This is a genomic window from Butyrivibrio proteoclasticus P6B7, assembly GCF_000622085.1.
Classification (GTDB): domain Bacteria; phylum Bacillota; class Clostridia; order Lachnospirales; family Lachnospiraceae; genus Butyrivibrio; species Butyrivibrio proteoclasticus_A.
The window spans coordinates 73,380-93,096 of sequence record NZ_JHWL01000013.1; the positions used below are offsets into that span (position 1 = coordinate 73,380).

General features: G+C 43.8%; 16 protein-coding genes. 1 reads left to right on the forward strand and 15 read right to left on the reverse strand.

The window, feature by feature from the left end:
* Positions 1 to 15 precede the first annotated feature (15 nt).
* Genes rsxA through rsxC form a run of 5 tightly spaced genes read right to left on the reverse strand, consistent with a single transcriptional unit; the run spans position 16 to position 4,272 of the window.
* Positions 16 to 600 carry an electron transport complex subunit RsxA gene (gene rsxA, locus T541_RS0110710; protein ID WP_026652735.1) on the reverse strand — a complete coding sequence of 195 codons (585 nt, stop codon included), beginning with the start codon at positions 598 to 600 and terminating at the stop codon, positions 16 to 18.
* Positions 601 to 602: 2 nt separating this feature from the next.
* Positions 603 to 1,388: an electron transport complex subunit RsxE gene (rsxE, locus tag T541_RS0110715; RefSeq protein ID WP_051538202.1), complete on the reverse strand. Its 786-nt coding sequence runs from the start codon at positions 1,386 to 1,388 to the stop codon at positions 603 to 605.
* Entirely contained in the window at positions 1,388 to 1,996 is a 609-nt protein-coding gene (locus T541_RS0110720; RefSeq protein ID WP_026652737.1) for an RnfABCDGE type electron transport complex subunit G, read from the reverse strand. The genes rsxE and T541_RS0110720 overlap by 1 nt, the downstream gene beginning before the upstream one ends.
* The gene (locus T541_RS0110725) at positions 1,993 to 2,943 is read right to left on the reverse strand and encodes an RnfABCDGE type electron transport complex subunit D (protein WP_026652738.1); all 951 of its coding nucleotides are present in this window, start codon (positions 2,941 to 2,943) and stop codon (positions 1,993 to 1,995) included. Before T541_RS0110725 ends, T541_RS0110720 begins: the two co-directional genes overlap by 4 nt.
* A gap of 12 nt (positions 2,944 to 2,955) precedes the next feature.
* A complete protein-coding gene (gene rsxC / locus T541_RS0110730) occupies positions 2,956 to 4,272 on the reverse strand; it encodes an electron transport complex subunit RsxC (protein WP_026652739.1) in 1,317 nt (438 codons plus the stop codon).
* 281 nt (positions 4,273 to 4,553) lie between these two features.
* Between rsxC and T541_RS0110735 the strand changes: the two genes are divergently transcribed.
* On the forward strand, positions 4,554 to 5,741 hold the full coding sequence (locus T541_RS0110735) for a ribonuclease H-like domain-containing protein (protein ID WP_026652740.1): 1,188 nt from the start codon (positions 4,554 to 4,556) through the stop codon (positions 5,739 to 5,741).
* A gap of 17 nt (positions 5,742 to 5,758) precedes the next feature.
* Here T541_RS0110735 and T541_RS0110740 read toward each other — a convergent pair whose 3' ends face one another.
* The 10 genes from T541_RS0110740 to T541_RS19390 form a co-directional block, all read right to left on the reverse strand.
* Entirely contained in the window at positions 5,759 to 6,892 is a 1,134-nt protein-coding gene (locus T541_RS0110740; protein WP_026652741.1) for a hypothetical protein, read from the reverse strand.
* Between the two features lie 19 nt (positions 6,893 to 6,911).
* Positions 6,912 to 9,722, reverse strand: coding sequence for a glycoside hydrolase family 3 protein (locus T541_RS0110745; protein WP_026652742.1), 2,811 nt, complete (start codon positions 9,720 to 9,722; stop codon positions 6,912 to 6,914).
* A gap of 315 nt (positions 9,723 to 10,037) precedes the next feature.
* On the reverse strand, positions 10,038 to 10,823 hold the full coding sequence (locus T541_RS0110750; protein ID WP_026652743.1) for a CheR family methyltransferase: 786 nt from the start codon (positions 10,821 to 10,823) through the stop codon (positions 10,038 to 10,040).
* Positions 10,824 to 11,089: 266 nt separating this feature from the next.
* On the reverse strand, positions 11,090 to 12,232 hold the full coding sequence (rpsA, locus tag T541_RS0110755) for a 30S ribosomal protein S1 (RefSeq protein WP_026652744.1): 1,143 nt from the start codon (positions 12,230 to 12,232) through the stop codon (positions 11,090 to 11,092).
* Complete coding sequence (gene ispH / locus T541_RS0110760; protein WP_026652745.1) at positions 12,213 to 13,067, reverse strand: 4-hydroxy-3-methylbut-2-enyl diphosphate reductase; 855 nt, start codon at positions 13,065 to 13,067, stop codon at positions 12,213 to 12,215. The genes rpsA and ispH overlap by 20 nt, the downstream gene beginning before the upstream one ends.
* A gap of 12 nt (positions 13,068 to 13,079) precedes the next feature.
* Positions 13,080 to 13,748: a (d)CMP kinase gene (gene cmk, locus T541_RS0110765; RefSeq protein ID WP_026652746.1), complete on the reverse strand. Its 669-nt coding sequence runs from the start codon at positions 13,746 to 13,748 to the stop codon at positions 13,080 to 13,082.
* 9 nt (positions 13,749 to 13,757) lie between these two features.
* On the reverse strand, positions 13,758 to 15,020 hold the full coding sequence (locus T541_RS0110770; RefSeq protein ID WP_026652747.1) for an NAD(P)/FAD-dependent oxidoreductase: 1,263 nt from the start codon (positions 15,018 to 15,020) through the stop codon (positions 13,758 to 13,760).
* Complete coding sequence (locus T541_RS0110775) at positions 15,017 to 15,958, reverse strand: MurR/RpiR family transcriptional regulator (protein WP_026652748.1); 942 nt, start codon at positions 15,956 to 15,958, stop codon at positions 15,017 to 15,019. The genes T541_RS0110770 and T541_RS0110775 overlap by 4 nt, the downstream gene beginning before the upstream one ends.
* Positions 15,959 to 15,981: 23 nt before the next feature.
* Entirely contained in the window at positions 15,982 to 16,533 is a 552-nt protein-coding gene (locus T541_RS0110780; protein ID WP_026652749.1) for a TetR/AcrR family transcriptional regulator, read from the reverse strand.
* Positions 16,534 to 16,654: 121 nt separating this feature from the next.
* Entirely contained in the window at positions 16,655 to 19,717 is a 3,063-nt protein-coding gene (locus T541_RS19390; RefSeq protein WP_051538203.1) for a DEAD/DEAH box helicase, read from the reverse strand.

The window sequence follows — 19,717 nt, forward strand, 5'->3', positions numbered from 1 at the left end:
TGATCTACCTATCGCTTATTTAAGTGCTGAGAAACCAGTAAAGGCAATGGCCATAAGTCCTGATGTTAAAAGAACCAGTGGCATTCCTCTAAATGGTGCTGGAATGTCGTTGTACTCCATCTTCTCACGAAGACCAGCCAGAATAACGATGGCGATAGTAAATCCTACTGCTGTAGCAAAGCCGCAGATAACGCTCTGAAGGATTGTGTATCCATCTGTTACGTTATTGAGGGCCACACCGAGAACTGCACAGTTAGTTGTGATAAGAGGAAGGTAAACACCGAGGGCTCTGTAAAGAGATACGATGTACTTCTTAAGGATCATCTCAACGAACTGAACCAGCATAGCGATTACAAGGATAAATACAATAGTCTTAAGATATGAAAGATCCAGTGGATCTAAAATAAACTTGTAGATGATACTACAAACCAGTGATGCCAGTGTGATTACGAAGATACAGGCACCGCCCATTCCAAGAGCTGTGTCAGTTTTCTTGGAAACACCAAGGAAAGGACAAAGGCCAAGGAACTGGCTAAGTACTACGTTATTAACAAGTGAAGCTGAAATCATCAGTCCCACAAGACTAAGTATTGTTGCCATAATTATTCAGCCTCCTTTTCATCTTTTTCCTTATCAGCAATGATCTTGTCTGCTGCCTTCTCCTCTGAAGAACTGCAGCATCCCTCGCCGAACTTGGATGTATCCTTGCCCTTGGCAGCCATGTTAGCCTTAACCTTATTCATGATGGCAATAAGGAATGCCAGAACAAAGAACGCACCAGCCTGCTGAATGAAGATACTGATTGGCTGATATCCTGAGAGGAAGTTACCTACTGCTCCAGGAACCACTGTGCCTTCTCCAAGAATCTGAACATCAAAAGCTGTACCAGCTCCGATGAACTCTCTTATAAGACCGATAACTGTAATAGCGCAGGTAAATCCGATTCCCATACCGATTCCATCAAAGAATGAAGGAACGATACCGTGCTTACTTGCATAAGCCTCGGCTCTACCAAAGATGATGCAGTTAACAACGATAAGAGGAATATAAACACCAAGCGCCTTGTTAAGGGTTGGTACGTAAGCTTTCATAAGAAGCTCAACTAATGTAACGAAGGAAGCGATTACAACAATGAAAGAAGGAATTCTTACTGTTGAAGGAATCGTCTTTCTAAGTGCAGAAATAACTGCGTTACTAAGTGCTAAAACAAATGTAGTGGCAAGTCCCATTCCAAGGCCGTTGATGGCTGAGGAAGTAACCGCAAGGGTTGGGCACATACCGATCATAAGAACTAAGGTAGGGTTCTCAGCAATGAGACCGTTAAAAAATCTTTCAGCCGGTGTATCCTGCCTAAAGCCCAAAGCGCCTTTTTTGAATTCTGAGCTCATCACTGTCCTCCTTTCAAAGCATTAGTAAAATATTCAACTGCTCCGTTAACGCCCTCTGTCACAGCTCTTGAAGTAATAGTAGCACCAGAGATAGCCTCGATCTGGCTGTTAGGATCTGTGAGCTGGCCATTCTTTACAACTGTGAAAAGAGCTTTTGCCTTGTCCACAAACTGAGGAGCAACAACCTTCTCCGCATTCATTCCAAGACCAGGAGTCTCAGCAATTGAGATGATTGAAATACCATTGATGTTGCCATCATTAGTGATTCCCACTGTGTACTGGATGAAATCACCGTAGCCCTTTGACTTAACCTGAATAACATAGCCAGCCACTGCTCCGCTCTCATCCACTGCCTCTTTTACACTCTCAATAGTTACGCCCTGATGGTTAGTAGCAACATCTGCTGCCTTAGCCTCATCAAGAGCCACATCATTGAAAGACTTGGCTGTTGCAAATACCGACTGATTAGCCTTATCCTGAGCAAGCTTATCCTGATAAGCTATAGGATCCTTGGTTACCTGATATACAAGTCCAAGAAGAATACCTGCTATAAGTGTGATTGCAAATAGGATTAAGGCGTTTCTGATCATGCTTTTTGCGTCGTTCATGCTTTCTTCGCCTCCTTCTTTGCATTTCTCTTAATTCCAAAGGCTCTAGGAATTGTGTACTTCTCGATAAGTGGAACGAGAAGGTTGGCAATTACGATTGCAAAGGAAACACCCTCTGCGTTAGCGCCGAATATACGGAATATTCCTGTTAAAAGACCTAAGATAAGTCCGTAAATAAATCGTCCCCTTGGAGTAATTGGGCAGGTCACGTAATCAGTAGCCATGAAGAATGCACCAAGCATAAGTCCGCCACCTGCAAGGTGTGCAGAGATGTATGTCCAGTTAAATCCATGTCCACCAAAAAGACCTACAAAGATAACAAAGCTGATGATGTAGGTAAATGGAATTACATAATCGATGATACCAAGAGCAAACAGGATCATTGCGCCGATAGCGATGCAGATCATTGATGTCTCACCGATTGTACCTGCTGTTCTACCAATAAGCATATCCATTACGTTGACCTCAACGCCGTTCTTAAGGTTGGCAAGAGGTGTAGCTCCTGTATATGCATCAGTAATGAAGTTGGTCATGATAGCTGGGAAAGAGATTACAAGGAAGCATCTGCCGCCAAGTGCAGGGTTCATGAAGTTCTGTCCCAGTCCGCCAAAGAGCTGCTTAACCATGATTATCGCAAAGATACCACCAAGGATTGGAATCCAGAATGGTACTGTTGATGGCAGGTTAAGGCCCAGCAAAAGACCTGTAACTACAGCGGAGAAATCTCCAACTGTTATTGGCTTGTGCATTGCCTTCTCATAGATAAACTCAGAAAGCACGCAGGAAGCCACTGAAAGCAAAAGAATAATTAGTGCATCCACTCCAAAATTGTAGATACCAAAGCCAGCTGTAGGAAGCAGGGCGATAACTACCCACATCATGATATTAGATGTGGTCTCTTTGGCTCTTACGTGAGGATTGGATGATACTCGTCTCATATCACTCATTTCATATCCCCCTTACTTTTTCCTTTTCCCAAGTTGAATCTTACGCATACCTTTGATCAGCTGAGTAAGCTGACGTCTGGCTGGGCAGATATAACTACAGCATCCACACTCGCAGCACTCCATTCCATACATGTCAAGGAATGCCTTCTCGTTGTTATGTTCTACGGCATCTGCCAGATTCTTAGGAATAAGTCTCTCTGGACATACCTCTACGCAGCGTGCACAGTTGATACATGCTGTTGGCTCCATTTCAGAAACCGCATCCTTGGTAAGGCATGTAAGAGCAGAAGCTGTCTTGGTTGTAGGAACGTCGAGATCAAACAGGGCAAATCCCATCATAGGACCACCTGAAATGATCTTAGCTGGCTCTTTTACAAAGCCGCCGGCGTCATCAAGAAGCTCCCTGTAGTTAGTTCCGATTCTGACTTTATAGTTACGAGGATCAACAACAGCGTCACCTGTGATGGTTACGATTCTCTCCATCAGAGGTCTTCCCTCTTTGACTGCTCTGCAGACAGCACAAAGAGTATCAACGTTGTCCACAATACATCCCGCATCAGCTGGGAGCATTGAAGAGTTGATCTCACGTCCTGTACAAGCGTAAATAAGCATACGCTCAGCACCCTCAGGGTACTTGGTCTTAACCACCTTTACGCTGATCTTATCTTCGTTTTTGGTAAGTTCTTTGAATTTAGCGATTGCATCAGGCTTGTTATCCTCAATTGCAAGAATACCTCTCGCATTAGGGAAAATACTTACTGCAATCTTAAGACCTTCCAGAAGAAGCTCTGGTTCTTCGATCATTCTTCTGTAGTCTGATGTGAGATAAGGCTCACACTCTGAACAGTTGGCGATGACATAGTCAATCTTATCTGGCTCCTTAGGTGCGAACTTAACTGCCGTTGGAAAGCCTGCACCTCCCATACCAACTACGCCTGCTTCACGGACAGCTGCGATCTTGTCCTCCGCAGTCATCTCGTCATAAGGCTTAAGTGGTTTAAACTCCACTTCCTCATAAAGTCCATCGTTCTCCACGATGATACTCTCGCACATAGCTCCTGTTGCAAGTCTGCGCTTCTCAATAGCCTTAACAGTACCAGATACAGTCGCATAAATAGGCGCAGAAACAAATCCGCCAGCCTCAGCGATCTTCTGACCTGTAAGAACCTTGTCGCCTACTGCCACAATTGCCTTTGCAGGCGCACCGATGTGCTGGGACAAAGGATAAACCAAATCCCCTTTTGGTAGCACTGATTTAATGGGCTTGTCCTTAGAAAGCTCTTTGCCTTCGTATGGGTGGATTCCGCCCTCAAAAGTACCTCTTGCCATTTCCTACCCTTCCTTCGATTTTTTTTAGAAAACTGTCCCTGGATGAACATCCGGGAAGACAACCCAACATAATAAGTATACTCATATTTTCACAAAATTACCATATTTTGTCGGACAATTTAGCCCTATTTTGTGACAATATTTTAGCGTTAAAAGAACTATGAAAAATAGCAAATGTGATTTTTAAAACTTCACCAAAAAAGACAAATAAAAGTCGCCTTATTTTGAACATATATGTTAGAATTAAGAACGTAGGTGATTTCAGAAAGTGAGTGCATAACATGATTAGGACAAACGAAGAATTTAAGCTTTCAGATACGCATATTACCACCCTTCTCACCAAGGCACTTGGTGTCAATCTCAATGAAATTCTCTTTTTCGATATTGAGACAACGGGACTATCTCCCAAGAATTCAGACTTATACCTGATAGGTGTTTCCTATATCGATGGCGACGTAGCAAGACTGGGTCAGTTCTTTGCAGAATCTGCCGATGATGAAGAAGTGCTCCTTAGGGCCTTTAGTGGTCTTTGCGAGAACTTCAAGGCCATCGTTCACTTTAACGGAAACAGATTTGATATTCCCTTTGTTCAGAATAAGCTTAATAAATACGGTCTTGAGGATGTTTTTGAAAACCTTAAGAGCCTTGATATCTACAGACTTATCAAGCCCTATAAGGATCAGCTTGGTCTTGTAGATTGCAAACAAAAGACAATTGAATTATATCTTGGCATCAATCGTGAAGATAAGTACGATGGTGGCAAGCTCATTCCTGTGTACGAGAAATACAAAGAGACTCAGGATAAAGAGCTGTTGTCTCTGCTTCTTCTCCACAACGCAGAGGACGTTAAGGGTATGTACCACCTGCTTCCAATGTTTTTATACAACTATTTCTTTTCCATGTTCAAGAACATGCCAAAGGTTTCAATACGCACAGATGAAGAGCTGGATGAAGCCTCCTTCTCAGAGTATGAGCTTCCTCTAAAGGCTGTTAAAGTCCAGGCTAATTACTACAATGACTACAATGGCAAGCCCAGGAAGGAAGTATACTTTAAACTCCTTATGCCTTTTGCTCTTCCTAGCTCATTATCCGGCAACATGGAATGCTGCTTCTTTAAGACCCAGGGCAACGAAGTAACTCTCCGTGTTCCTCTCTATGAAACAGAGCTTAAGTACTTCTACGCCAGCTACAAAGACTATTATTATCTGCCAAAAGAGGATATGGCTATCCATAAATCTTTGGCAACCTTTGTTGATAAAAATTATCGTCAGAAGGCCACACCAGAAAACTGCTACACAAAGAAAGAAGGCCAGTACCTTCTTGAGTGGGATCTGGTCTTCTCTCCATTCTTTAAAGAATCTTATGATGACAAGCGCTTCTTCTTTGATCTTAACGAGAACATGAAGAAGTCACGCTTTGCCATGAGTCTCTATGCCTGCCACGTCATTGCTCATATTCTTGAGCTATGAACTGTGGCCGCGCAAGCTCAGCGGCTATACCTGTCGTAGGTAGCTATGTTCTCTCTTATAGCTGGTACATAAACACCGCCAAAACTTGATTTTACCCAAGGCTCGCTGTCGTCACTTCCGTAGTAGTCAGCATCTAAGAACCTTTGTTGTTTCTGGTCATAGGAGACATTTTCGTAGGTCGCCATCACTACCCCATCTGCATCAGGTCCCTCAAGAATAGAGTAGTTAACGTTGACGATGCCATTACCTCTTTCGTAGATTGCATCTAATGTGTAGCCTTTAGCCCTGATCTCGCCAGCAAGATCAAAACCAACTATCTGATTTAATTCTTCCTCAGAAATCTCATAGCCGCCGTATTCCCTGAAATCATCCAAGTTCTCATCATAGTAGAAATAATAGTTCTTCCATGTATGCCCCAGCCACAAGGCTTCCTCTTCTTTACCTGGCTCGTAATCTTCCTCATGATCATACATTCCAACTGAAATACAGATATCATCTGAGCCTTCTCTCTGGAAGATATATCCAATCTTTGAAACAGAAGCTTCAACTGAGCTTGAATCCTTGACGATATACGCATGGGTCATAGTTTCTGTTGTGTAAGACTCGTTAAAGGTAAAAAGAGTTCTTTTACCAAGATCTAACTGACCAAATACTTTACTATCCTCGCTTACTCGAAAAATATGATCATCACAGATCATTTCACACTTCTTGTCGCTGACAAAATAAATGCATCCAAAGCATTCATTATACTCGTCAAACTCATCTCCAACGTATACAAAGCCTTCTACAGTGCCATCTCCATCCAGGTCCCCAACAATGTACTCTCTTACATCCTCTGGATCAGCATCCTCTTCCTCAACAAGCTTAGTCAGCAGCCTCTCTTCGTCGGCATTATTTCCAAGCTTTACAGGTTCTTTTTCAGTGGAAGCACTGCTAGCTGCATCGGATTCGTTATCCTTATCCTTCTTGGAATCCTCTTCGCTTTTCTTGTCTTCCTCTTCACTTACATCCTGAGATGCCTCATCAGAAGCTTCTTCTTCGCTTTCAATGATGTCTTCATCGGAAACGCTCCAGCTGATCCCACAGCCAGTTACACATAATGCAGCCGCAGCTGTCACAGCTATAGCCCTTGTAAATACCCTATTTTTCATACCTTACCCCCGTTTTGGATCACTCCTCAGCGACCCTGATATTTCTTATCTCCATTCCATCCTGAGCGAAGTACAGCTTAATAAAGAAGTTGATAAATGGCACAGGGATATCAACTTCCACAGTCTGCCACTGTGTGTCATCACCAGTAAGTGTCAGCATCTTGGAAAGCTTGTTATCTACAAAGATGCTAAGAGGAATCTGTGCAAGAGAACTCTTTGCGTTAGCTCTTACCTCCATGGTGAATTTGTGGTTAACACGCTCACGGATCTCAACAAAGATCATGTTTGTGGCATTTCTCTTAGTATCGATAACAGCAGGATCTACAGAGCCAGCGCCGTCATCACCGATAGGGCAGCTAATGATCTTGTCATAAGCAAGCTCCTCTTCATCAGCCTCTCCAGAAAGCTCGATATCAAGCTCATTACCTCTTTCGATGTATCTGTTAAATACAGGCTTCTCCATAACAAACTTACAGATATTGGCAGCGCACTTCATAAGCTCGCCCCTTGTAAGGGTGCCATCTGCAAGAGCAGCCATGGTATTGTCATTATTAGAATTCTCTAAAGCGTTGAAAGCAACCATGTAAAGGTCATTCTGGGCACGGACAATTGCTGCCATGTTAGAAATCTCGCCCTGACCTGTGTAGCCTCCCTTAGCCCACCAGTCAGTCATGATAACGCCTTCAAATCCCCACTCATCTCTAAGAACAGTGGTAACAAGATCGTAGTTAGATGATGTGTAATATCCGTTAAAAGAGCCATATGTAGTCATTACAGCATGGGCACCGCCCTCTTTAACTGCAATCTCAAAGCCCTTAAGATAAATCTCTCTGATAGCACGCTCAGAAGCCACATGCTCTACAGTATGTCTTCCTGTCTCCTGGGTATTAAGTGCAAAGTGCTTGATTGTACCAGTAACATTGTACTTGTGCATTCCGCGAAGCTGAGCCGCAGCATTCATACCTGTTACATAAGGATCCTCACTGAAGTACTCGAAGTTACGTCCATTGAGAGGATGTCTGTGAAGATTCATTCCAGGTCCAAGAAGCACATCGATCTTGTTCTTACGAAGCTCAAGACCCTCCCAGTTGTAAAGCTCCTCTGTAAGCTCCATGTTAAATGCACAGGCAAGGCATGTTCCGTTAGGCATAGCAAAGGCCTTCTTGCCTGAGTCCATACGAATTCCGGATGGTCCATCTGAGCAGCATCCAACAGGAATTCCCTTTGCTAAAAGAGAATCTGTCACGCCGCCAAAGGCTCCGCCACAGCCAGGTGTAACCTTAGGTGAACTCATACCCTCGCCTCTTACGATGCAGGCAAGATCCTCATCAGAAAGCTGTGCTACGAACTCCTCCATAGTGCACTTATTATCATAAACATCAACAAGCTTAAGTCCCTTGTCCTCTCCATTAGGGCGCTCTGCAGGAAGGTTAGCTGCTCTTCTCTCATCTGGAGTAATAGTAGCTGTAGGCACCTTCTCGTAAGATACCTCAAACTCCCCATTAGAAAGAGCTACTGGCTTCATCCTATCAAAGCTCTCTACAGGAGCAAGAGCCTCAGAAAGCTGCTCCACAACCACAAGCTCTTCATTAGCATAAGAGCCTGCTCTTACAGCGCTTCTGACATCGCCGCCCACATAGAAGACATACTCGCCCTCTTCCATGACATAAGCGCTCTTATGGCCTGTAACGCCGCTATCATCATAGCTACTCATCTGATAGCTACTAACTTCCATAGTAAGATCCTGGGACTCTCCTGGCATAAGCTCCTTGGTCTTAGCAAAGGCAACAAGCTCCCTTGCAGGATTTCCAAGGCGTCCCTGTGGCTTTGATACATACAAAAGAACTGAATTCTGACCCTTGAAGCTTCCTGTATTAGTAATAGTTACGGTGACAACAATGCTGTTTTCCTCAAAATCTGCAGCTCTTTTGCCATCAGTATCCACTTCTGCTACGCTCTCAGCCCCGAAGTCCTTAACAGCAACATCGAACTCACTATATGTAAGACCAAATCCGAAAGGATAAAGAACCTTATCCTTGGCAAAAGTCTCGAAATATCTGTATCCAACATAGATATCCTCCTGCTGGACATTAACCTTATCGCCGCCAAAGTTAGCATCTGATGGGTAATCCTCTACGCTGCAGGCGATAGTATCAGTAAGTCTTCCGGATGGAGCCACATCTCCTGACAACACATCAAGAGCTCCAAGGCCGCCTTCCTGACCGCCCTGCCAGATGTAAGCCACTGCCTCTGGGTTATACTTTGAAACCCAGCTCATATCCATGATGTTACCTGTGTTTAAAAGAACTACAGTCTTATCAAAGGCCTTAGTTACATTGGCAATCATCTCTTCTTCCTGATCAGTAAGAAGGTAGCTTCCCTTGGTATTACTGTTATCCTGGTCCTCACCGGCAGTTCTTCCAATAAGAATCACGGCAATATCTGCACTCTTAGAAACTTCAGCTGCAAATTCAGCTGAAATCTCCATCTCTTCCTGGAACCATGGCTCTGAAGCCCAGCCAGAACCTGTATTAAATGGATGATCCTTGATCCACTCATCATAAGTAGCCTTCAAAGTCTCATTAAGTGTAAAGCGCTTATCCTCTAAAAGAGCCTCTCTAACACCCATGACATAAGAAGTATTCACCATTCCTCCTGAACCAGTTCCGCTCTTATAGTAGTTAAACTGGCTTCTTCCAAAGAGCGCAATATTAGCGCCAGCCTGAATTGGAAGGGCATTCTTGTCATTTTTTAAAAGAACTGTACCCTCAGCCACAGCTCTTCTTGCCACTCTGGCAAATTCCTTAACATCAAAGATCTTTTTTTCCATAATTTTTCCCCTTTTTAAAAGCATCTATATTAGTTTAGATGACAATGAAAATAAGCGCAATATCTTTTATTTCGCATATTTTCATCTGATGGAAACACCACTTTTTCACTATCAGTTCCATAATCGAGTAGGCTGATTCCTACTCGATTCTGCACACAGACATTCCGCACTTTGTGCTCCATGTCCTTACGACCGGCAAATGAATTTGTATGCAAGCATCCATCCGCTTGCCGGTCTTGTGCAACAAAAAACGCACCCAGAAGCTCTATGTCTTCTGGATGCGCATGATTTGCATCTGTTAAAAAAAGCTATCTCTTATGCCCTTGGTTTCTCATAGTAGAAGGAATTCTTTCTTACAAAGCCGATATCCTTGTAGTTAACGATCTGCTCTGTACTTCCGATAAAGAGAATTCCACCAGGAGCCAGGTTAGCATAATACTTTCTAAAAATATCGTCCTTAGCTTCCTCTGTAAAGTAGATAAGAACGTTTCTGCAGACGATAAGGTGGCAATCCTTTGGATAAGGATCACGGAGAAGATCTGCCTGCTTGAAAGTAACACGGGATGTGATCTCGCTGTTAACCTTCATTCTGCCATCAGCTGTCTCTGTGAAGAATTTCTTTTTAAATTCCTCAGGAGTATTCTGAACTTCCTTCTTATCGTAGATAGCAGCCTTAGCCTTTGCAAGAACAACGGCATCAAGGTCTGTAGCATAAACGCTTATTTGATTAAGAGGCATATGCTTAGAAAGCATCATAACGATAGTGTAAGGCTCATCACCTGTTGAGCAGGCTGCACTCCAGATCTTAAGGTTCTTACCGAACTTATTCATAAGCTCAGGAACCATCTCTTTATCCATCAGATTCCACTGATCCATATTTCTAAAGAACTCAGAAACGTTGATGGTAAGGTATGTTACAAAGGAATCAAGAGCTTCTCTGTCCTTCTTAATAAGGTCCAGGAACCCGTCATATCCCTTAACTTCATACTTGCCGATAAGAGTATCAATTCTTCTCTTCATCTGCTTTTCTTTGTAGGCATTAAGGTCAATCTTGGTCAGGTCATATACGCCCTTTTTAAACCACTCATAATCATATTCCATGAATGCAATTCCCTCCTGACTTAGTCATTACTACTACGCCACATATTAATTTTATATTAGAGGAAATTGTATGTAAAATTAAATAATTATAAATAAAATTCCGTTAATTGTTCATACTTTTATAATACATATAACCGAATTATTCCCATGCAGAACAAAGAGTCGCTCGCGACTCTTTGCGCGCTGGTGCGCGCAAGCTTTAGCTTGCCGGTCTTGTGCAACAAAAAAGCGGTGGTCTTGCGACCACCGCCTTGATAATCCTTAAATTAGTTCTCTTCGTTCTGCTCTGCAATAACTTTGTCGATATCAACTGATACAACATCGCCTTCCTCTGCAGGAGCTTCCTCTTCCTTCTCAGGAGCGAACATAGCCTTGATTGAAAGAGAAATCTTCTTCTCATCCTCGTTGAAATCAACGATCTTAGCTTCTACTTCCTGACCAACCTTAAGTACATCAGCTGGCTTCTCAACATGCTCCTTAGCGATCTGAGAAACATGAAGAAGAGCGTCGATACCAGGCTCAAGCTCTACGAATGCACCGAAGTCTGTCATTCTGGCAACCTTACCCTTAACAACGTTGCCTACAGCATACTTCTCTGTAGCACCCTTCCAAGGGTTCTCATCATCAAACTTTCTTGAAAGAGCAATCTTGCTTCCGTCGATAGACTTAACAAGGACCTTAACTGTATCGCCAACCTTGAAGACCTTCTTAGGGCTCTCTACACGACCCCAGCTCATCTCTGAGATATGAAGGAGTCCGTCTGCACCGCCGAGATCAATGAATGCACCAAAGTCTGTTACATTCTTAACTGTTCCCTCTACGATGTCACCAGCCTGAATTGTATCGAATAACTTCTTAGCCTGCTCAGCCTTCTCAGCTGTTACAAGCATTCTTCTGTTACCAATGTATCTTCTTCTCTTAGGATTGTACTCAGTAACTACGAACTGAATCTCCTGATCCTGATACTTGCTAAGATCCTTCTCATAGCTATCAGAAACAAGGCTAGCTGGGATGAAGATTCTAACTTCATCAACTACTACTGTAAGACCACCCTCAAGTACCTGAACAACCTTAGCTGTAAGTACCTCTTTGTTGTTGAAGGCTTCTTCGATTCTCTTGTTGCCTCTGTCGATGGCAAGTCTCTTGTATGAAAGAATAACCTGTCCGTCTGCATCGTTGGTCTTAAGGACCTTAACGTCCATTGTGTCACCAACTTTAACGGCGGTTGTAAGGTCAATACTGTTGTCGTTGCTGTATTCGTTCTTAGTAAGAACACCATCGGACTTGTATCCGATGTTGAGGATTATCTCGTCAGGCTTAACGTCAATAACAGTTCCCTCAACAACCTCCCCTGTGTGAATTGTTTTGAACGATTCGTTAAGCATCTGTTCAAAAGTTTGTTCTGACATAATTCTGAACCTCCTCGATAATGTTCCTTGGGGTCGATGCCCCGGCAGTAATACCCACTAGCTTAACCTCTCCGGATATGTCCAGATGCAGGTCATCCAGTGTCTGAATAAAATATGTATTCTCACATTCCTTGCTGCATATCTCATACAGTTTCCTTGAATTAGAACTGTGAGCGCCTCCGATTACGATCATGACGTCAGCCTTCTTTGCAATTTGTTCAGCTTCTGTCTGCCTTTCGTCAGTGGCATTGCATATAGTATTCACAATATTAATATTGTAACCTCTATTTTCTAAGATTTCAACGGTTTCTTGAAATTTCTTCTTGTTAAATGTAGTCTGGGACACAACTGTGTACTCTTCATCCACATTTTCACTGAATTCTTGGGCCCTTTGAGGGGAATCAATTACGTAAACCTTTCCCGTTGCATAGCTTACAATTCCTTCCACCTCTGGATGATTGGCACTGCCTACAACTATAATACTCTTGCCCTTATTACTCTCCTCATCCACTATCTTGTGAATTCTTTTTACAAAAGGACAAGTGGCATCGATAATATCAAGACCGGATTCTTCAAGTTTTTTATGAACTTCTTTTGTAACGCCGTGGGACCTAATGATAATGGTGCCATTCTGGGAAGCGTCCAACTCATCAGGATCCTCTATAACCTTAACGCCCCTCTTCTCAAGATCTCCAACTACTGTTTCATTGTGGATTATAGGTCCGTAGGTATATATTTTTTTACCTTCACCGCTCTCAAGCTGGTCATATACTGTTTCCACCGCTTTAGTAACACCAAAGCAAAATCCTGCGTGCTCTGCTACAACTACTTCCATTCCAATCTCCTATTATTCGATCTTTTCTTTATAAATAGAAATGATTGTATTAGCTACTTCTTCAATAGTCATGTCTGAAGAGTCCACAAGGACTGCGTCCTCAGCCTGCTTAAGAGGTGAGATCTCTCTGTGCATGTCTCTGTAGTCTCTGTCGATGATGTCCTTTTCAATTACGTCAATGTCGCACTCTACGCCTTTGGCTGTAAGCTCGTCGAAACGTCTCTTGGCTCTGACCTGTGAGCTGGCTGTGAGATAGATCTTGGCATCTGCATTTGGAAGTACTACAGTTCCGATGTCTCTACCGTCCATAACTACGTCGGTTGTCTGGGCAAGCTTCTGCTGAAGCTCCACAAGCTTAGCTCTTACATCGCCATTTACGCTGCTGGCAGATGCCATGTTTCCAACTTCCTCTGTTCTGATGAGGCCGTTGACATTCTCGCCGTTAAGATAAACCACCTGCTGGCCATCCTCGTGCTTGATTGTGATGTCAGCACTCTTACAGGTTGCACTGATCTTGTCGCTTTCCTCAGGCTTGATGTCATTCTTAAGCATGTAAAGGGCCATAGCTCTGTACATAGCTCCTGTATCTACATATATAAAACCAAGTTCCTTGGCTACCATCTTAGCGATAGTGCTCTTTCCTGCTCCTGCAGGTCCGTCAATTGCAATTGCTTTACTCATTTTTCAAAATTACTCCTCATTTGATATAGTACTCTGCACACCGGCCAGATGTCCTGTACTCCAGGCCACCTGAAGGTTGAATCCTCCGGTCTCTGTATCCACATCGATGACCTCACCAGCAAAGAACACACCCTTTACCAGCTTGGATTCCATAGTGGATGGATTGATCTCTTTTACGCTGACACCGCCCCTTGTGATAATGGCCTCATTAAAGCCTCTTGTGCCAGTAATTGTCATAGGCACAGCCTTGATCAGATTCACAAAGGCAAGTCTCTCTTCCTTGGTGATGGCGTTGACCTGAATCTCCGGATCAATTCCAGAAAGCTTAACCATCACAGGAATCATCTTAGATGGGAAAAGAGCTCCCAAGCTATTCTTAAACTGTTTATTGAGGTTCTCTTCAAAGTCCCTAAGAACCCTTTTATCCAGCTGCTCCACAGAAAGGGCCGGCTTAAGATCCAGTAAAAGTCTTGAAGCCTTGTCTTTATCATAGTAACTGCTGGCTGTAAGCACCAATGGTCCGCTTATGCCAAAGTGGGTAAAGAGCATCTCTCCAAAGCCGTCATAAACAGGCTTCTTGCTGTTCTTGCCACCCTCTGCAAACATCTTAAGTCCAACATTCTTAAGGGACAGCCCCTGAAGATCCTTGCACCAGCTCTCCTTTATTTCAAAGGGAACCAGTGATGGCAAAGGCTCTTTGATGGTATGTCCAAGGCTCTTTGCAAACTCATAGCCATCACCTGTAGATCCGGTAGATGGATAGGAAAGGCCGCCAGTACAGATGATGCAGGCATCAAACTCTTCTCTGGTCACTGGGTCATCGCCACTAGCATAGGTAATAGCGCTGAACTCTCCGCCTGAAGCCTCCACAGACATTACTGTGGTGTTAAACTCCACCTTTACTCCAGCTCTTTTTACAGCATCATACAAAGTCCTGATAATATCGGATGAGTGGTCAGATACAGGGAATACCCTGTCGCCTCTTTCCACCTTAAGATGACAGTTGTTACTCTCAAAGAAGTCCATGACAGCACTGTTATCATAGGAATAGATCGCGCTGTACAAAAACTTTGGATTCCTTCTGACGTAGGAAAAATACTCCTCCACATCACAGGCATTAGTTACGTTACATCTGCCCTTTCCGGTGATGTAGATCTTTTTCCCGGGTTTTTCATTCTTTTCAAAAATTGTGACGCCCGCGCCGCTCTCCGCAGCAGTAAGCGCCGCCATCATTCCGGCTGCGCCGCAGCCGATAACTGCTATTTTCTTCATTCTAAATCTTTCTTTTCTTCTTTCCTAAGAGGATATTGTAGCATAGGTCCGTCCGCTGCAAAATCTATCTCATCATTAAGATATACCTGGTAGTTGTTCCAGGTCTCTTCCAGCATCTTAAGATCTGCCTGAACCTCGTTAGGTCTTTTTAAACAAAGGGCAACCACCAGGGCATTGATAACGCTAAGGGGCGCCACAAGTGAATCTACGATGGATGCCATCTCGCTCTTGGCAAGGAGATTGCAGGAAGAATACAGATTCATTGGTGAATGCACCGAATCCGTAATGGTAATAACCTTGGCATTCCTGTCGTTGGCAAATTCCATACATTTAAGGGTTCTCATGGAATACCTTGGAAAGCTGATTCCAATAATGGCATCCCTGTCCCCAATTCTTATCATCTGTTCAAAGAGCTCACTTACACTGGTGGTGCGGATGAGCACGTTGTTGGGACGAATGATATTAAGATAGAAGTGCAAAAAGTCAGCCAGTGGCTCGCAGCTGCGAAGCCCCACAATATACACTGTTCTCGCCTTCAGGATAATATCAACAGCAGTCTTAAAGGCCGCCACGTCTATATTCGAAATGGTATGCTGAATATTGGCTATGTCTGAATTGAGGATGGAAGAAAGGATCTCTCCTTCACTGCTCTTTCCAAACTTTCGTCCCACCTTCTCCACGGAACCGAATTTATCGCTTACCCACAGAGACAAAGACTTCTGAAACTCCGGATAACCCTCGTATCCAAGGCTCATAGCAAATCTTACAACTGTGGATTCACTTATGCCCACGATCTTACCAAGCTCGGCAGCAGTCATGAAAACTGCCTGCTCGTAGTGATCGCAGATATACTGGGCAATCGCCTTTTTACCTTTACTCATCCTGGAATAACATTCGTTTATCCTGGTGATGACATCAACATCCTTCTCGAACTTCATGCTTCCCCCATAAGCTCAGATAATCAAATACAAAAAGCCTTATACGCAGACTCAAGCATGCCAACTGAAGCCTGTTCATCAAGATCGAAATCTCCTGTAACAGCCATGCATCCAGCGCCGTGAATAAAGATCCACATCTGCATAAAGAGCTGCTGAGCATCAGCAACACCCTTGGCTACAGCCTTGTTGATCTCTTTTACCACGTTCTCGTCCTTGCCGTTTACAAGGTCGTACATGCTCTTGGAATCATTTCCCTGTTCTGAAACAAAAAGAAGTCTGAAAAGATGTGGATATTTCTGGGCAAATCCAATGTAAGCAAGACCCAGATCCACAAATGGACAGTCGTGTGACTTGTTGAACTCGTTGTAATACTCCTCGTAATACTCTGCCGCCTTGGCATAAACGTCCTTCTTGAGCTCGTCCATGTTCTCATATATTCTAAAGATTGGCTGGGTAGAGCACCCAGCTGCTGCAGCCAGTTTCCTTGAAGTGATCTGCTCGAAGCCTTCCTTTCTGGTGATCTTAAATGCAGCGTTAACAATCTCTTTCTGCGTAATAGTAGCTTTTCTCGACATATTATGTCCCTCCCAACAAGTAATATTGCCTTCATACCCCTCTAAAATATAAAAGCACGCGTTATTATTTTATAAAAATCAAAGAACACTGTCAATAAATCGTTTCCTATTATTCCATGATTTAGCCTAGGATTTTAAGCAGTTCCTCCCTGGAAAGATCAGGACTACTAAGGGCTGAAGAATCAAGGAGTTTGGAAGATAGCTCTTTTTTCCTGTTCTGGAGCTGAATTATCCTCTCTTCAATGGTGTCCTTCATGATGATCTTATAAACAGTGACAACGTTCTTCTGGCCAATTCTGTGGGCTCTGTCGGTGGCCTGATTCTGAACAGCCACATTCCACCAGTGATCGTAGTGGATAACAATGTCTGCTGCCGTCAGATTAAGTCCCGTTCCCCCAGCCTTTAGCGAAATACAGAACACTTTGGTGTCATCCTCCTTAAAGGCCTCCACCATGCTGATCCTGTCTTCCTTCTTGGTCTGGCCTGTCAGCAGGTAAAAAGAGATATTCTCCTGTTCAAGGCGCTTTGTGATCCTATCCAGCATGGACGTGAACTGGGAAAAGAGAAGAACCTTGTGTCCACTCTCTGTGGCACTTTTAAGCATTTCCACAGTCACCTCAAGCTTGGCGCTGTCTCCGACATAGTTGTCATACACAAGCCCTGGATCACAGCAGATTTGACGAAGCCTTGTTATCTCTGAAAGAATGGCGATCCTGTCCTTTTTGACCTCATCGTCACTCTTAAGGCTCACCATCATCTTAACATTCTGAAGATAAGCCTTGTAAAGAGCCTCCTGCTCCTTGGTCATCTGGGCGTAGATGTCCTCCTCGATCTTGTCAGGAAGATCCTTAAGTACATCCTTTTTAAGACGCCTTAAGACAAAGGGAGCCACCATGCGCTTTAGATGCTCCATCTCCTCTTCATCCCCGTCAGACACCACAGGAACCTCGATCCGCTCCTTAAAGGTCTTATAGTTAAAAAGATATCCCGGCATACAGTAGTCAAAGATACTCCACAGCTCGCTAAGTCTGTTCTCAATCGGCGTTCCCGTAAGAGCCACCTTAAAGCCAGCCTTAATGGACTTAACTGACTTAGCCACCAGTGTAGATGAATTCTTGATAAACTGGGCCTCATCAATAACCATGCATTCGAAGTTCAGGTACTTATATAGCTCAATATCCCTTCTAAGAAGGTCATAGGAAGTGATGATAACATCTGTCTCTTCCTCCTCAATCTCCGAGGTAACCCTCACCCTGTCTGGCTTTAAGCCAACTGCCAGCTCGCAGCTTAACTCTTTTGTAAATCTCATTATCTCGTGCTGCCAGTTATACACAAGGGACGCAGGGCACACGATCAGGCTGCAGCGGGGCTTTTCACCCTTTGCCTCCCGCTCCTTCTTAAGGGCTAAAAGAAATGCCAAAACCTGCAGAGTCTTACCAAGGCCCATATCATCGGCCAGGATTCCGCCAAAACCGTTCTTCTTAAGGGCAAGAAGCCAGTAAAAGCCCTTCTTCTGATAGTCCCTTAGAACATCCTTAAGGCTCTCCGGAACTTCATACTCCGACTTAAAGTCGTAGGAAAAGCTCTCTATAAGGGCCTTGAAATCCTTACTCCTGTCAAAGGTTATGCCCTCAAATTCTCTGGACTTTTCCCAAATATCCTCAAGGAAAAGAGCTCTATAACCAGGCACAGAGACATGTCCCTCGTAAATCTCATCCTTGGTCAGCATCAGACCGTCCCGAAGAGAGAACAAAAGATCCATCTCCTTACTGGAAAGATCCAGAATTTCTCCGCTCTTTAGCCTAAAGTACTTCTTTCGCCTGTTGTATTTATTAAGGATCTCATCCAGCTCTTTTTTATCCAGGTCCTCCGGAACAATGGATAGCTGCAGAAGGTCCGCCACCACTGACACTCCAAAGCTTATTCGCGGCGTCCTTGTGATCTTTATCTCCTTTATGGATTCAGATAAAAAGATATCTCCCAACCCGGAAAGAACAGGAATATCGTTGGTTATGAAGTTGTAGATCTTGTCCTCATCACCCTCCGTGGCCTTTATAAGAAGAAGGCCCTTTGCAGAATCAAGGCTTTCAAAGTAGGGGCTTACCTGCTTGGCAAGTCTGTTCTCCTTAAAGATATCTCTTTTTACATTGGATTCCTTATCTGCCGTATCTGCAGCAAAGTCCCTGGTGTAAAAGACATTAAACTCCTCTGCCGCGCCTCTCTTAGGCTTATAGATAGCCTTGACCATACAGCTGATGGTAAGGGAATCCGGCATATCGATGTAAATATCAAACTTAGGAACATCTGGCGAATATCTGGACGGATCAAAGCCCTCCAGATTCACGTTTAGATACTCATTAAGAACCGGCAAAAGGCCTGTAGTAAAGGATACCAGGTCCTTCTCTGCAACAAACAGCTCATTCTCCGTTCTTCTAGCCTTTATAAAGGACAGAAATGGCATGATAGGCGCGATGTCGCTTCTATTTAGCATGTGGAGCTTTCTGCGTCTTTCAAAGTAAACGTAAGAATGGCCCTCAAACATAGTAAAGGCGCTATTTTCAAAAGAAATGCCATTGGCAATCTTCTCAATTCTAAGATCGATAGGTGGGAAAAGAAGATCCTTTTCCAGAAGCCTTTCCTCTGAATATCTGGCTCTGTAATCGCCGTTTAAAAAATATATCTCTTTTACCGAAAGGAAGAAGTCGTCAATCTCAAAGCCTGAAAGTTCCAGCTGCTTGGCGTGACCCTTACTGTAGGTGTAGGTGCCAGCCTTCTTCTCACGGAAATAGTCCTGTAAAAAAGCTATGATCTTCTGGCTGTCCGATGAAAAGGCCTCCAGATCATGGGTGAAGGTCAGGTGCTTGCCGTAGCTGATGGTTTCCTGGTTATCCAGTGCCTCCATAAATGCCGCAATATCCTTAAGGACATAGGTTGCATCGTTACCCATGTTCCTGATGACGAAGCTTACGATCATCCTGTCTCTGTTGTAGAGAACATGGGGGATCAGCTCAACTAATGAAGTTTTCTTGTAGATGTCGGGGGATGGAGCTTCCTTGGAATAGGTCCTAAGAAGCTTTTTGGTTTCAAAGGAAGTGTAGTGAAACTCCTTGGGAGCATCAGAAACAAACCGCCTTCCTGAGGCGGAGATGAAACCTTCGTTGGATCCGTCTGTCTGTTTAAACAT

Excerpts from the sequence above, each read along its gene's own strand:
- rsxA (WP_026652735.1), bottom strand. The coding sequence starts at position 600 with ATGGCAACAATACTTAGTCTTGTGGGACTGATGATTTCAGCTTCACTT.
- rsxE (WP_051538202.1), bottom strand. The coding sequence starts at position 1,388 with ATGAGCTCAGAATTCAAAAAAGGCGCTTTGGGCTTTAGGCAGGATACA.
- T541_RS0110720 (WP_026652737.1), bottom strand. The coding sequence starts at position 1,996 with ATGAACGACGCAAAAAGCATGATCAGAAACGCCTTAATCCTATTTGCA.
- T541_RS0110725 (WP_026652738.1), bottom strand. The coding sequence starts at position 2,943 with ATGAGTGATATGAGACGAGTATCATCCAATCCTCACGTAAGAGCCAAA.
- rsxC (WP_026652739.1), bottom strand. The coding sequence starts at position 4,272 with ATGGCAAGAGGTACTTTTGAGGGCGGAATCCACCCATACGAAGGCAAA.
- T541_RS0110735 (WP_026652740.1), top strand. The coding sequence starts at position 4,554 with ATGATTAGGACAAACGAAGAATTTAAGCTTTCAGATACGCATATTACC.
- T541_RS0110740 (WP_026652741.1), bottom strand. The coding sequence starts at position 6,892 with ATGAAAAATAGGGTATTTACAAGGGCTATAGCTGTGACAGCTGCGGCT.
- T541_RS0110745 (WP_026652742.1), bottom strand. The coding sequence starts at position 9,722 with ATGGAAAAAAAGATCTTTGATGTTAAGGAATTTGCCAGAGTGGCAAGA.
- T541_RS0110750 (WP_026652743.1), bottom strand. The coding sequence starts at position 10,823 with ATGGAATATGATTATGAGTGGTTTAAAAAGGGCGTATATGACCTGACC.
- rpsA (WP_026652744.1), bottom strand. The coding sequence starts at position 12,232 with ATGTCAGAACAAACTTTTGAACAGATGCTTAACGAATCGTTCAAAACA.
- ispH (WP_026652745.1), bottom strand. The coding sequence starts at position 13,067 with ATGGAAGTAGTTGTAGCAGAGCACGCAGGATTTTGCTTTGGTGTTACT.
- cmk (WP_026652746.1), bottom strand. The coding sequence starts at position 13,748 with ATGAGTAAAGCAATTGCAATTGACGGACCTGCAGGAGCAGGAAAGAGC.
- T541_RS0110770 (WP_026652747.1), bottom strand. The coding sequence starts at position 15,020 with ATGAAGAAAATAGCAGTTATCGGCTGCGGCGCAGCCGGAATGATGGCG.
- T541_RS0110775 (WP_026652748.1), bottom strand. The coding sequence starts at position 15,958 with ATGAAGTTCGAGAAGGATGTTGATGTCATCACCAGGATAAACGAATGT.
- T541_RS0110780 (WP_026652749.1), bottom strand. The coding sequence starts at position 16,533 with ATGTCGAGAAAAGCTACTATTACGCAGAAAGAGATTGTTAACGCTGCA.
- T541_RS19390 (WP_051538203.1), bottom strand. The coding sequence starts at position 19,717 with ATGTTTAAACAGACAGACGGATCCAACGAAGGTTTCATCTCCGCCTCA.